Here is a 14,175-nt window from a genome sequence, read left to right as displayed (position 1 = left end):
CAGCAAACGAATATACCCGTAAGTTATGGGAGGCAACAATAGACCTCTACAATCCCCAGCTTGGCTACTACGAGGGCTTTTATGAAAAAACTGGCAAAGCGGTAACTGCCCTGGGAGGTAGCACCAACAGCCTAATTCTGCAATCCCTGCTGTACATGACAACCAATCAGCAACCCCTAATTCATCCAGAAACCGCAATGGATTCTCCTTGGTGGCAGGCAGTTGCGGCAGGTGAGCCAGGTCATGGTTTGCCTCCTACTGCCACACAGAAAGCGCGATTAATTTTAGATCCCTCCGGTGCTTACTGGACTGCGGAAAGCAACAACACTACACCTGTTTCATTAGAAAGAAAGAAGTCAGGAGTCAGGTGACTTCTAAGTCCTGACTCCTGACTTCTGGCATCTTAACTAGCATCTATCCAACTATGATGACTCCCATCTCGGTTGTCGAGAATTCACCTAGCTTTTCCGGTAACATTCGCTCTCGCCTGAGAGACAGAACTCTGCTATTTCGTTATCTGGCAGAAATCAATCTGATATTCGGTGCCTGGTATCTCCATTGGCGCATTACTCATTCAATTAATTTCGCAGCCCTCTGGCTCTCGATTCCTCTACTGCTAGCAGAAATTTACAGCTATTTCGGCGGCGTAATGTTCCTAATTGGGCTATGGCGACCTATAGTCCGGCAGCTAAAATCTCTCAACCAAATGACACCAGCGTTATCCCGCTCTGAATGGCCGACGGTTGATGTCTTTATTACTTGCTACAACGAACCTGTAGAAATTGTGGAGCAAACCACTAAGGCAGCTCTAGCAATGGATTATCCTACAACCAAGCTGTGTGTTTATGTGCTGGATGATGGCAACTCACCAGCACTCCGAGCAATAACTGAAAAACTAAGCTTGGAGGATTTACAATCACCACTGCTACAACAGGAAGCAGAGCGGATAAATAAAGAGCGATCGCGCTTAGTTGACCGTCTCCAGCAATTGGAAGATTTGGAACCAGAAATTCCCGAAGCCGAGCAATTTCTCCAGTCATTCCAGCTTCAAGTTAATACAGAGCCTAAGGATTTATCCCAAGTTTTATCTTGGTTTGAACAATTACCTCATCTCTCAATTCCTACAAATGTTTGGTTGGAGTGCCAAACAGCACTGGCTGAAGGATTTGATAATGCAGTTCGTCATGCTCACAAAGGATTACTTCCAGAAACTCCCATTCATATTGAAGTCATAATTTTTACCCAATCCCTAGAAATGCGGATTTGGGATTATGGACCTGATTTTGATTTTGAAGGACATCTACAACAAATGTCAGATGAAGTAGATGAAATGGCTGAAGGGGGCCGAGGTTTAGGCATTATGCAACAAATTGCTGATTATTTAAGTTATACAAGAACAACTGATAATCGGAATTGTTTATTGATAATAAAATCCTATTCAAAACCTCCCGCTTTTAACAGTACAGGTAAGTTTGAGACGGTAGTTGGATATTTACAGAGTTTCCAGCAATTAATTCTTTTGCTAAACCCTAAACATCACAAAGTTAGCGACTATCTGACCACTGAAAAGCGAACCCTGGAAAAGGCAATTCATCAAAAAGAGCTGGAATTAACTGAACTTGCCCGGTGTCGCTATATTGCCCGTCCAAAACCAGAGGGTAAAGCTCACCATGCTAAAGCTGGTAACATTAACTATGCAATATTTTCTGGAGAAACTTCGGGAGACTTTATCCTCACCCTGGATGCAGACCATATTCCAAAACCCCAATTTTTACAACGAGTTTTGCCCTACTTCTATACCTACAATCTTCAAAGTGGGCAATACCAAAGCAATCAGATTGCTTTTGTGCAAACACCCCAGACTTTTTATAACCTTCCTCCGGGCGATCCATTTGGACATCAAGCTCACTTATTCTATGGGCCGATTCAACAAGGGAAAGACGGCATGGATTCCGCCTTCTACACAGGAACCAATGCTGTATTAAGGCGTGAAGCCTTAATTAATGTTGGACTTCAAACCTTTTCTGATGAGTTTTATAAGGATGAAAAGCGATTAGATGAATTTGATTTAGTAGGTGGTGTTTCTAGTGACAGTATTACAGAAGATATGAATACGGCTATGCGATTACATGCTGCTGGCTGGAAATCCGCTTATCATCATGAAGAATTATCAGAGGGATTAGCTCCCGACGATCTCAGTTCCACCCTGAAACAAAAGCTGCGCTGGGCGCAGGGAACAATTCAAGTACTGCTACGAGAAAATCCCCTCACAAAGCCTGGATTAACGTTTTGGCAACAACTGCAATATTTTCAGACGATGTACAGTTACTTTTCTGGCTTTGCCACAGTTGTTTTTATTGCCTGTCCCATCATCTATTTTTTCACAGGAATTATTCCAGTACGTGCCTATGGTGCTGATTTTGCACTACACTTTCTTCCCGCGTTCATCCTCAATCGATTGACCTTTATTGCTGCAAGCTGGGGGATTCCAGCCGGAGAACTTTGGCGTTCCGAACAGTATGCTATTGCTCTATTTCCTCTATTTATCCAAGCCGTTTGGAGTGTGTTTACCGGACGACCTATTAAATTCCAGGTTACGCCTAAACAGCGTCAATCAGGAGTTTACCTCCGATTAGTTTGGCCTCAATTGATTATCGTTTTTCTAACTTTTTTGGGAATCGTGTGGTGTATTTACCGCTTCCTAACTAGTCAACTAGAAAATCCCTGGATTTATTTAATTAATGGAGCTTGGGCAGTCTATAATTTGTCACTTTTTTTGGTAATCATCCGTGCGGCTGTCTGGCGACCAAAAACAACCGCATAATGTCTGTTGTGAATTGTTTCATGAAGTCCAACATCAATCCCATCAACATATTAATTGAAGTCTCAGGAGTTACAACAATGAGTTCTATCCTAAAAATCGTTCAACCTTCCGGTATTTTAGACGGCGTAAGTAGCAATAAATTGCGTCGCGAGGTAATCGATATTGTAGAAAATGGAGCAAATATTGTCTTAGTTGACTTTCAGGATGTTACGTTTATAAATAGTGCGGCTTTAGGAGCTTTAGTCTCAATGCTTAAACTAGTTCGTTCAGCAGGTGCAGAACTCTTTCTTTGCTCTCTAACCGAGCAAGTAAATATCATGTTTAATCTCACCAAAATGAATCGCGTCTTTAAAACTTTTGCCAGTCGAGATGAATTTGAGCAGAAAGTTAGGGGAGAAGTCAGGAGTCAGGATTCAGCAGTTTAATTCTTTTGTCGTGGCTATCGCCAAACTGTGCCTGGGATATTTCTTTCCCAGGCAGAGTAAGCCTTAGGTTAGTGAAAGCTACTACACCGACTCTAGGCTAACGCCTCGCTTCGCTAACGAGTACGGTGTAGGCTTCCAAGACAATCCGGCTATCGCGCGAGGAGACTCTTAGCTTTAAGAACGGACTGCCCTACCGCTCTATTTTTGATGTTACTAACATCTGGGGATAAGTAAAAGTGCGATAACGATTACGCGCTTTAAATCGAGGTCTACCGCTACGCTTACCATTGCTATTACCCTTAAGAAATCTGTTAAATATTACCTTGACCCGCTTGACTATATCCTGTAGAACTTGAGAGTAGATTGCGCTATACCAAGGATGTGTTTTCTGGAGTTGATATAACGTTTTTTTTTGAGAAAAGTAATCAGGATTTTCTCTCAGTTCTGCTAAGTGACAAAGGAGAGGACAAGCCTTGACAGGAGAACGATTTTATTCCACCAATTAAACCTATAAGCCAACAAATAGTTATACTGGCTGCACAACCTGGCTAGCCATCTGTCAAACTCAATGATATACCCTCCTCGAAATTCACCGGAGCTTTAGTGAGGATGGGGCTTCTGCTGTTTCAGTTAAACAGTACATCTGTACGCGAAAACTTCAGTTTAGATAGGAATCAGCCAATTCAAGCACTGGATTCCCTCGACTCTTGCCACTGCTATGGAGAGGCGAGAATTTATCTTCAGTCAAGTACAGCAATTATTATCTAGGAGAGTGTTTGATGAGTTTTGTCGCAAATTCTTGTCAAGATTGAAACAGAATACCTAGTCTGTGCATTTGCAGCAACTACACCAGTGATGAAAGCACCCCTGCCTGATAACGAAGCAAAAAGGCTTGAAGAGCTTTTAGAGTATAAAATCCTTGATACCCCAGATGAACAAGCCTTTGACGATCTCACCCGTTTAGCTTCCTATATCTGTGGTACCCCAATTGCTTTGATTAGCTTAATTGATTCCCAACGGCAATGGTTTAAGTCAAAGGTGGGTTTGGATGTATCGGAAACAGCTCGCGAGCTGGCATTCTGTGCCCATGCTATCGTGCAATCCGACGTTTTTGTTGTTCCTGATGCAACATTAGATGAAAGGTTTGCCACAAATCCTTTAGTAACCTCTAAACCCGATGTACGATTTTACGCTGGTGTGCCTCTAATTACACTAGAGAAGCAGGCACTGGGAACTCTTTGTGTAATCGATCGCGTACCGCGAAACCTCAGTTCAGAACAGCTAGAGGCTTTGCGAATACTAGGGCGTCAAGTACTTAAGCAGCTTGAACTCCGGCGTAATTTAGCCAATTTGACACTTCAAACAACCGATCGCAAACAAGCCCAAAAGGCACGCAGGCAATTTTTCAGAGGGATTGCAGGAGGGTTTGGTGTAGCATCGGCAATTCTTATCATCATTGGTGTTGTCTCGTACCAAAGTGCAACTAGACTGATTGAGACCAATAGCCGTGTAGCACAAACCCAAGAAAGACTTAACAAGCTCGAAGAAGTACTCTCCCAGATGAAGGATGCTGAGACTGGACAACGTGGCTACCTCCTCACTGGAGAAGAGCGTTATTTAGAACCGTATAAAACGGCAATTGCAAGCATTGATGGAGAGATTGAGCATCTTAGAAAATTAACAGCCAATTATCCCAATCAACAGGGGCAACTCGACGCTCTTGAGTCAGCGATGAAAAATAAACTTGCTGAACTTAAGGGAACGATTGACTTGCGAAAGTCCCAGGGGTTCGAGGCGATAATACCGTTGGTGCGGACAGATCTGGGAAAAAAGCTCATGGATGATATCCGTTCTCGTGTCCGTGAGATGGAAACCCAAGAGAATGAGTTGTTGAAGCAGCAGGTAGCAGAGGCGGGAACAAGTGCTCGCTACACGATTGTGACACTCGCGATCGGAATCGTGCTGACTTTTGTGATTCTTTGTGGAATTTATCTCCTGATCTATCGGGAAATCACTGAACGCCAGTGGGTGGAGGAAGCACTAAAGAAAGAGCGCAACTTTATCTCTGCTGTCATTGATACGTCCAGCGCGTTGGTAGTGGTTCTTGATCGGGAAGGAAAGATCGTTCGCTTTAATAGAGCTTGTGAGCAAATAACTGCTTATTCGTTTGATGAAGTGAGAGATAGATATTTCTGGAATCTGTTTCTGATTCCTGAAGAACTAGAGACAGTGAAAGCTATTTTTGCAAAACTTCAAGCCGGTCAGTTCCCCAATGAGTCGGAAAACTACTGGGTAACGAAGGATGGGAGTCGCCGACTCATCGCCTGGTCTAATACTACTCTCCTTAACAATCAGGGTTTGGTTGAGTTTGTCATCGGCACAGGCATTGATATCACCGAACGCAAGCAAGCAGAGAAAGCCCTTCAAGAGAGTGAGGAACAGTATCGTTCGGTTGTAGATAACCTCCAAGAAGTGATTTTCCAGACGGATACAGCAAGGCGATTGACGTTTCTCAATCCCGCCTGGACAGAAATTACTGGATTATCAGTATACGAAAGCATAGGTAAGAGATTTTTGGAATTGATTCACCCGGGCGATCGCCAACTCCAAGACGAACAATTTCAATCCCTCTTAGAATGCCAAAACGAAGACTGTCGCTATCAGGTTCGCTACTTAACTAAAAATGCTGGCGTGGCGCATATGGAAGTTTACGCCTGCGTGATGTTAGCTGATGACAACAGCGTTATTGGAATTTCTGGCACCCTTAACGATATCACTGAGCGCAAGCGAAGGGAACAGCAGCTAAGTGCAGAACACGCTACAGCGAGGGTTTTGGCAGAGTCTGTCACCTTAAGCGAAGCTACCCCAAAAATCTTGGCAGCTATCTGCGAAAGCTTGGGATGGGATGTCGGCGAACTCTGGAGTGTAGATGCAAGCGCAAATGTGCTGCGTCGGGTTGAAACTTGGCATCGGCAATCGGTTGATGTCTCGGAGTTTGAGGCGGTTAGTAGAGAAATGACTTTTGCGCCTGGAGTTGGACTGCCTGGTCTGGTTTGGGAGAGTGCCGAACCGACCTGGATTGTTAATGTTGTTGAAGATGGGAACTTTCTGAGAACCTCAATAGCGGCGAAAGTAGGGCTACATGCTGCTTTCGGTTTCCCTATCCTGAACGGAGATGAGAGGCTGGGTGTCATGAGCTTCTTCAGTCGTGAGGTTCAGCAACCTGATACAGATTTACTCAAGACAATGGCGGCAATTGGCAGCCAAATTGGTCAGTTTATCAAGCGCAAACAGGCAGAGGAGGAATTACAGCGCCAGAATCAGATTTTGCAAGCAGAATTGAATCAGGCGGCTGAATATGTGCGATCGCTCTTACCCCGTCCTCTAACCGAAACTGTGACTACAGAGGCACAGTTTATTCCCTCACTTCAGTTAGGAGGCGACGCCTTTGACTATTACTGGCTGGATGCTGACCATTTAGCCGTTTATTTATTAGATGTCGCAGGACATGGAGTTCGATCGGCGCTGCTGTCAGTTTCGGTGCTGAATGTTTTGCGATCGCAATCTCTCCCCAACACTAATTTTTATCAACCCAGTGTTGTGTTATCCGCCCTCAACCGTGTCTTCCAAATGAACGAAAACGGGGATGACTATTTCACCATTTGGTATGGCGTTTATAACCGAGTTAAGCGAGAACTTGTTTACGCTTGTGCCGGACATCCACCTGCTCTTTTGCTCTCTGATGCTTCAATGGATACGCCTGGAAAAGAGCTAGGCTTATTGAGCATCCCTATTGGTATGCTGCCTGAGGCTGATTTTGATGATGATTCCTGTAAAATTCCACCAGGCAGTACGCTATACCTCTTTAGTGATGGCGTTTACGAAATTATTCAACCTGATGGTCAGCTCTGGGGACTTAATGCCTTTATTGATGTGCTGACTGATTATAAGAAGGGCGGCACTGGCAACCTGGAGCAAGTTTTACATCATATCCAAAACTTGAATGGTGACAAAGCATTGGATGATGATTTCTCTTTATTACAAATCAATCTTAATTAGGTAGGAGTTAGGAGTCAGAATTCAGGAGCCAGTAGCAAAGGGGCAAGTACTGACCCCTGAGCGCTGGCTCCTTTCTTCTAAATCTTCATGTTCGACCGCAACTTGGGATAATCTCAAGGCTGGTGACTAATCACAGCGTTTAACAATTGATAAGGGTACCCCTAGTCTTTTCACCTGATGAACAACCTGGCATTCAGGTAACTTATTTTGAGCATCCCACCGAGGCCATGCTAAATAGTAATAGGGTTTAGGTGTTTTTGCTGCCGTAGATTCGTTGTAGCCAATCACCTTCATACTTTGCTCGGCAAATAACTGGGCAGAGTAGATAAAACCGCCTACTAAAACAGTCGAGCCTGGTTTAGCGTTTTCATTAATCCACTCCATGCCTTCACGCAAGCTTAAGCCCCAGTATTCGGTATCGTAGCGATCGCGCACTTTTTCCAAGCCACCTGATATCCGATTGACATAGATATAGTCGTAGGGATGGAGAGCAACCATCTCGAATGCGATCGCACTATACACCACTGCGATAAAGGTAGCGGCAATAATTTTAAAACTCTTCTTATCAAGTTTCTGAAAAATCCAGATAAAAGCTGTTGCTGAAAGCACAGCCATACCGGGTAATATAAACAGGAAATGCCGCATCCCATCATAAACGGGAGAATGTTTAACAATGGCAACTAACGGCAGAAATATCACTTGGAATAAAACTAATACGACACATGCCCTTTGAAGATTGGATAATTGACGGTATCTGGCTATAGTTAAACTCGTTCCAACCACAGAACCCAAGTGAAAGATTAAGGGAATTGACATAAAAAACCAGGTTGGCAAGTAATTCCTAGGAAGATGTTGAATAGGAATAAATCTGCCATCAAATAGTACTTCTATTTGCAGACGATGTTGAGACAAATAGTCAATCGTCTCAAAGAAACCACCAATGGGATTCGACCAAAATGCGGGATAGCAAATTGTGTTTACGACAAACCAAGTGACACATAAAAGTAAGTACAGTCCGCCAAAATTAAAAATATCTTGCCGATTGAACCCTTTGCCCAGTTGGAGAATTAAGTAAGTAGCTAAAATAAAAAATAGGACAAGAAATCCCCCAATCCTTATACCAGAAAGCAAACCGATTAAAAGGCCATATAAAACGGTGTATAGAGTGGCTCTATTTTTGCCAATTTTGATGGGATCAGTGCTATCACTATAAAAATTAATTAAGTAAGCTCCCAGGAGAGTGGTCAGCGTAAACAGAGCAGCAAAAGGAGGGTCTTTAGGGTTGAAGAAGCTATGACCCCAAAATATTGGAAAAAACAGTAAAGTTAATGCACCAAACCAGGCATACTCTGCACCACAAAGAATTCTAACCAGTCCTGCTACTGCACCGTAAGTAATTAAAGACACTAAAAAGGTCATATAATGCTTGACTCTGACCCGGTCAGCTAAGCCTTGGAGCCTTGAGAGTTTATTATCAAGCTCTTTCCCATAGCTAAGGGGATTATATGATGAGCCTTTAACAAGATACTGCTGAAGTTGAAAAGCTATCTCTGAGGTGACATTAAAGACGGGGCCAAAATACTTTAAATCTCCCGGAATCGGCGTACCTTTGGTGATCAGTTCAATGTTTCTCCTCACCATTGCAATTTCTGTCCCCTCATCGACAGAAATTCCATACTGATGAACAGTAGGAAAGCCGATGAGTGCAATTACGAGAATTACAGCGGCGACTTTTAAGTCAGCCGTTTTTAAGGCCGCTCTCACTGTCTGAGGAAGACTATGAATCATAAAATTCTCAGGGTAGAAACACCAAGTTAGACCCTTGAGGGCAGTAACTAAGTTCAGAGTTGACACTGAGCAATTAGCAGTTCTTTAATGCCCTTTTCTGCTAAGTCTATAAGCTGATTGAGTTGATGGCGACTAAAGGTGCCTGCTTCGGCTGTCCCTTGTGCCTCAATAATACCCAGCTTGTCGTTCATCACGACATTGAAGTCTACTTCAGCCGCAACATCTTCAAGGTAGTTGAGGTCTAAAAATGGTTCTGCCTCCAAGAGTCCTACGGAAACGGCTGCCACTTGGTTACACAGAGGCGATCGCTCCAGTACTCCTTTTTTTACCAGCTTATCCAAAGCGTCAGCAAGGGCAACGTATCCACCCGTGATCGAGGTTGTACGCGTACCTGCATCAGCCTGGAGTACATCCGCATCAACAATCAGGGTGCGTTCTCCTAAGGTTTTCATATCCAGACAGGCTCGTAAACTGCGTCCAATTAGCCGCTGAATTTCCTGAGTGCGCCCCGAAAGCTTGAAAAGTTCTCGTTCTTGACGTTTGGGGGTAGCTCCTGGGAGCATTCTGTACTCAGCTGTTAGCCAGCCGCTTCCCGTACCTTCCAAAAACTTGGGTACTCCCTCCTGTAGGGTTACGTTACAGAGAACCTGAGTATTACCGCACTTGGTTAAGACGGAACCTAGGGCAAAGCGAGTAAAGTCTCGCTCAAAGCTAATGGGACGTAACTCATCGGGTTGCCGATTGTCAGGACGCTGCCAAGGCATGATTATTCTCCGGTTTGTGTTGAGGGTTGGAAAGGTTGAAGGTTGAGGGATTCAAAGCAGTCTTTTAATCTACAAATTTTTAACCTGTAAGTTGTCAAGCTGCTAATATTCATCCTTAATTAACCAGCCCCTTTCCCTAGCCTTTAAATTTGGAGTTTTTGCAAAATCTCCTGCTCTACCTGCTCTGGCGATTGGTCTCCCTTGATGGTCAATAGCCGCTTGCGATACCCATAGTATTCTAGGATGGGAATGGTACGTTCATAGAATAAATTGAGGCGGCGCTGTACAATTTCAGGCTGATCGTCTGGGCGCGAATTTTTTACTGAAGTATTCACCTTAGGATTAGCGGTGAGCGTGCGTGAATGCTCTTCGCTCGCACTACGCGATCGCTCAAGGCAGCGATTCATCATCACGGATTCCGGCACCTCTAAGTAAATCGCCCAGTCTAACCGCTGCTCTAAATCATCCAGTAAAAAATCCAACTCCTCTGCCTGAAATGCGGTACGGGGATAGCCTTCTAACAACCAACCTTTACCCTTAGCATCGTCTTGCAACAGACGATTTCGCATAAATTCAATCAGCAGCAGATCAGGGACAAGTTCTCCTTTCTCTACATACACTTGTGCCTGACGCCCCAATTCGCTTTGGGATGCGATCGCCCGTCGCAAAATATCACTGGTGGAAATCTCAGAGATAGCCAGTTGGCGGCACAACTTTCGAGCCTGTGTTCCCTTTCCTGCTCCTGGCCCTCCCAGAATCACCAGTCTCACAATAAAAAGCTCCTACTTCACTACTATTAAAAATTCTATAGATAATTCATTTTGTACAACTTCCCACACTAGGCGTGTATTCAAGCTTACGCAAGCTATTCTCCCACTAATCCCAGGTGAATTAAGCGCTACAATTGGAGTCTTAACGGACTCACAGATGTAGTGTGTGACTAGGTAGGTTACCCTAAAAATACGCTACATCTTGCTCATGGCATCGGCTCTTTGACAACGCTCTCATGAGAAACAGAGGTTCGTTGCCCCTTAAGTGTTGACTATGGTTTCCCAGTTAGAAGCGACCAAAATTGATTCTCCCTGTCACCTTCCCTATCACATTGAGGGACTGGTACAAGTGTTTACCGCCTCCCACCGCAGCTTTTTTACCAATGTTATCGCCCAAGCCCTGAGAATTGCGGGTCAGGGCACCCCCGTTCTGGTGGTTCAGTTCCTTAAAGGCGGAATTGGGCAAGGGTATGATCACCCTGTGCGTTTAGGGCAGCACCTAGATTGGATTCGCTGTGATCTTCCCCGCTACATTGACACACCGGAGTTGGACGAGTCAGAGCATCGCGCTTTAAGGCAGCTATGGCAGTACACTCAGAACGTGGTATCGGAAGGAAAATACTCCTTAGTTGTGCTTGATGAACTCAGCTTAGCCATCAACTTTGGCTTAATACCCCAGGATGAGGTGCTGGCATTTCTCAAAAAACGCCCCAGTCACGTCGATATTATTTTAACAGGGCCACAAATGCCTAAAGCGATTCTTGATGTCGCTGACCAAATTACAGAAATTCGTCGCAGTCAACACCTTTAAGTAGGCACCAGAAGTTGAGTGCGAGCAAGCAATGGTGCAGTGTAAAGGTAAACCCGACTTGCAGCAATTAGCCAGAGTACAACGGAGATGATAGTGGTTGCGTTGGGCGTTCACCACTCCACTGCTCTAGAATCGTCCTCAGTCGAGCTAGAGCATCTTCATAGCTGCTGAATTGAATCTCAGAAATTACAGTCGGAATCCCTCGTGGAAATCTTGATATATTCTTACCTCGTTCGTACAGGAGAATGAGAGGAATTGTATTGATCTCCGCGTAGGCTAACTCCATACCAACGCCAAAAGAAGGAATGCCAAGGTAAACGATGACTAAATCTGAGCTACTGACTTGAAGTTTGTCGGTCTCGAAAACTTGTCGAGGGCTGACATCAGGGTTATTGGTTGGGTCAGTCGTCAAATGTGGAACATAAGCCTGAAATCCTATTTCTTGGCAAAGTGAGCCAATCGCTTCATAGAAAGCTTTGATTTCTGCTGGCTTCTCAATGCCCGTCAAAGCACCGGATATGTAGATGCGCTTTTGTATTGTATTCATTTACCCTTTTTAGAATTTTGTTGGGAATAGAACCTCTAAAGTTTCAGCTCTGGCGACAGACGTAGGATTTAGAAGGAATAAGACAGCTCTTTTGACTGTTGATTCAGACAGCGAAATTTGTTTCAGGGTAACTAACGTTTCGTTGATAAAGGAATCTCTAACCAATGCAGTCTCTCCACTGTTGAAGGGAGTTTCGTAAAAGACTTCTTGAATCCCAGCTGAAATTATTAACTTCAAGCAAGAAAGACATGGTTCTAGGGTGACATAAATACTAGCCCCCTCAGTAGATATGCCATGTTTGGCAGCTTGCGCGATCGCATTTGCTTCAGCGTGAACAGCACGGGATGGTAGGGTTTTGCTAGCGTCACAACTGCTTAAGCCAGGGTAACAGTATCCTTGTTCCGTACAATGAGTTGAGCCACCTGGTGAACCGTTGTAACCGGTTGCCAAAATCTGCTTATTTTTAACAATGACTGTACCGACAGGAAATGCCAAGCAAGTCGAGCGAGTCGCTGCCAATTTAGCCAACATTAGAAAGTATTCATCCCAGCTTGGCCTTTGATCGGATTCGTTCACTTGGGGAATATCATGCATGAGAGTCAAATTCCGAAGGTTTAAGGGGAGTTACTGTTTGAGTCGGTTCTGCCTGTGTTGCTGGAGTAGGAGTCGGGGGTGAACCTGGAGAGGACGGTGATGAGGGCTTGAAAACTTGAATTGCTGTGATGATAGCTGTTAGTAATGCTGCAATAGCAGCTATGGCTGTCCACCTAGTCATTGGATCTGCACCTAAACGCAGCAACAATATCTGGTGAATGCCTATTTTGAGTTTTTTATACTCATCTGAATCCTGCATTAGCTTTCGGAGTAAAGCTGTATCCCCTGTCATCCATCTATTGTCTCTTTCATTAAAAAAATCATAAATTTCGTTAGTATTACTCCGTCCCCGCAGAACATCAAGTCTTGCAGATATATCGATATTACTATTAGTTGAAGATTTTGAAGCGAGCCGATCCACCATCAAATAGGCAATTGGTTCGTTGATATCTCTAACATTGATTCTGATTTCTTCATCTGAAAGATTATGAAGAGCTATACAAAGAACACCTGACCAACAGGGATTTACTCTTGTTCCAATGTGTCCTATTCCTTGTGAAACTAGCCCGACTCTCGAATAAATTGGACAGTAAAGATAACTACTTAGCCAGATGGATTCATCAGTCCATACTAAAGCCGTATCTCTAGGTGGTATCAAGAAAAATTTTTGTTCTTCACTTGGCTTATTTTTCTTCGGCTCTGTTTGAATAGTTAAGCGTCGCTTTTGTCCGAGGGCGTAAGCATACTCGCTAGCAGTTAAACATAAACTACAAGCCTTTATACTTCCTGGCTTAAGAGGATGAAAAAGTATACCTCTGCCCAGCTCCCCAATGATATCTCGTTCACTGAGAACCGACATGAAAAAATTTATACCTCAATAAAATTTTTTACTGGTCTACTATCCTCAACGGTTTATCTTGTTCATATACAAGACTCTGCTGTGTTGACACAACAATTTCTGCCTTTTGCAACTCTGTTCCCAAATACATTGCGTGGTCTACTTGAAGATTAGGGCAATTAGCTGCGATTTGCCGATAAATTTGACTTGCGTATCTGCCAGAGTAGCGGTTAACAACCTCTCCAGTCCCTGGTGTCATGTGTTCCACAAAAATTTGATCGTCCTGTACATTAATAGCAAAATTACCCCAAGGGTCAGCGAAATCTCGTTGTTGACATATTTTGGCATACTGAGTTTGGATGAGCTGGTCTGCATTTTCCCAGGTATCGTCGTAAATATGAGCGCTCTGACTGACAGTAATTAGTGGCCCCAAACGCAAGTCATAACTAGAACGCAAGGCGATCGCATCTCGAATATGTTGTTGCAAGGCACGCAATCCCATCGCATTTGCCGGCCAAGCCATGTACATATCATTACTCCGAAGAGTTGCAGTTAGAGATAGTTCATTTTCTACAACTCTTAGCCAAAGGTGATTAAGGCAAGGGCTACCCCCTTTGTCGTGATCTTGGACATCCCACAGCGACATGACTGCACTAGCAGCGTCAATTTCTCCTATTAACTTCTCAATTACTTGCTCAATTTGGTCACGTCCAAACCAGCTACGGAGGCGCTGACCGTAGGTGTATTTCAGCCCT

At 44.1% G+C, this 14,175-nt stretch carries 12 protein-coding genes and 1 pseudogene; 5 read left to right on the top strand and 8 right to left on the bottom strand.

What is annotated here, in order from left to right:
- From V6C93_RS13135 to V6C93_RS13125, 3 genes are all read left to right on the top strand, one after another.
- A partial coding sequence (locus V6C93_RS13135) for a DUF3131 domain-containing protein (RefSeq protein WP_333477106.1) occupies positions 1-371 on the top strand: 371 nt, incomplete at its 5' end.
- A 53-nt stretch (positions 372-424) separates the two neighbouring features.
- On the top strand, positions 425-2,824 hold the full coding sequence (locus V6C93_RS13130) for a glycosyltransferase family 2 protein (RefSeq protein ID WP_333477105.1): 2,400 nt from the start codon (positions 425-427) through the stop codon (positions 2,822-2,824).
- 77 nt (positions 2,825-2,901) lie between these two features.
- Entirely contained in the window at positions 2,902-3,249 is a 348-nt protein-coding gene (locus V6C93_RS13125) for an STAS domain-containing protein (protein ID WP_349262702.1), read from the top strand.
- A 217-nt stretch (positions 3,250-3,466) separates the two neighbouring features.
- Here the strand turns inward: V6C93_RS13125 and V6C93_RS38230 are convergent.
- Positions 3,467-3,822 (bottom strand): annotated as a pseudogene (locus V6C93_RS38230) (RNA-guided endonuclease TnpB family protein); the annotation flags it as partial.
- A gap of 282 nt (positions 3,823-4,104) precedes the next feature.
- Here V6C93_RS38230 and V6C93_RS13120 point away from each other — a divergent pair.
- Positions 4,105-7,308 carry a PAS domain S-box protein gene (locus V6C93_RS13120; RefSeq protein WP_349262701.1) on the top strand — a complete coding sequence of 1,068 codons (3,204 nt, stop codon included), beginning with the start codon at positions 4,105-4,107 and terminating at the stop codon, positions 7,306-7,308.
- Positions 7,309-7,434: 126 nt separating this feature from the next.
- Here V6C93_RS13120 and V6C93_RS13115 read toward each other — a convergent pair whose 3' ends face one another.
- The 3 genes from V6C93_RS13115 to V6C93_RS13105 form a co-directional block, all read right to left on the bottom strand.
- Positions 7,435-9,096 carry a hypothetical protein gene (locus V6C93_RS13115; protein WP_333477102.1) on the bottom strand — a complete coding sequence of 554 codons (1,662 nt, stop codon included), beginning with the start codon at positions 9,094-9,096 and terminating at the stop codon, positions 7,435-7,437.
- A gap of 53 nt (positions 9,097-9,149) precedes the next feature.
- Positions 9,150-9,860 carry a ribonuclease PH gene (gene rph, locus V6C93_RS13110; RefSeq protein WP_333477101.1) on the bottom strand — a complete coding sequence of 237 codons (711 nt, stop codon included), beginning with the start codon at positions 9,858-9,860 and terminating at the stop codon, positions 9,150-9,152.
- Positions 9,861-10,003: 143 nt separating this feature from the next.
- Positions 10,004-10,630: a nucleoside monophosphate kinase gene (locus tag V6C93_RS13105; RefSeq protein ID WP_333477100.1), complete on the bottom strand. Its 627-nt coding sequence runs from the start codon at positions 10,628-10,630 to the stop codon at positions 10,004-10,006.
- A 274-nt stretch (positions 10,631-10,904) separates the two neighbouring features.
- Here V6C93_RS13105 and V6C93_RS13100 point away from each other — a divergent pair, with 274 nt between their 5' ends.
- Entirely contained in the window at positions 10,905-11,441 is a 537-nt protein-coding gene (locus tag V6C93_RS13100) for a P-loop NTPase family protein (protein ID WP_333477099.1), read from the top strand.
- A gap of 67 nt (positions 11,442-11,508) precedes the next feature.
- Here the strand turns inward: V6C93_RS13100 and V6C93_RS13095 are convergent, their stop codons facing one another.
- The 4 genes from V6C93_RS13095 to V6C93_RS13080 form a co-directional block, all read right to left on the bottom strand.
- A complete protein-coding gene (locus tag V6C93_RS13095; RefSeq protein ID WP_333477098.1) occupies positions 11,509-11,988 on the bottom strand; it encodes an XRE family transcriptional regulator in 480 nt (159 codons plus the stop codon).
- A 9-nt stretch (positions 11,989-11,997) separates the two neighbouring features.
- Entirely contained in the window at positions 11,998-12,582 is a 585-nt protein-coding gene (locus tag V6C93_RS13090; RefSeq protein WP_333477097.1) for a dCMP deaminase family protein, read from the bottom strand.
- Complete coding sequence (locus V6C93_RS13085; RefSeq protein ID WP_333477096.1) at positions 12,575-13,441, bottom strand: hypothetical protein; 867 nt, start codon at positions 13,439-13,441, stop codon at positions 12,575-12,577. The genes V6C93_RS13090 and V6C93_RS13085 overlap by 8 nt, the downstream gene beginning before the upstream one ends.
- Before the next feature lie 28 nt (positions 13,442-13,469).
- Positions 13,470-14,175, bottom strand: a 706-nt coding sequence (locus tag V6C93_RS13080) for a thymidylate synthase (protein WP_333477095.1), incomplete at its 5' end; no start/stop codon positions are given.

The sequence above is a fragment of the Allocoleopsis sp. genome, assembly GCF_036703385.1.
Taxonomy (GTDB): domain Bacteria; phylum Cyanobacteriota; class Cyanobacteriia; order Cyanobacteriales; family Coleofasciculaceae; genus Allocoleopsis.
The sequence above is the reverse complement of the archived record's forward strand: the minus strand, read 5'-3'. Positions and strand labels throughout refer to the sequence as shown.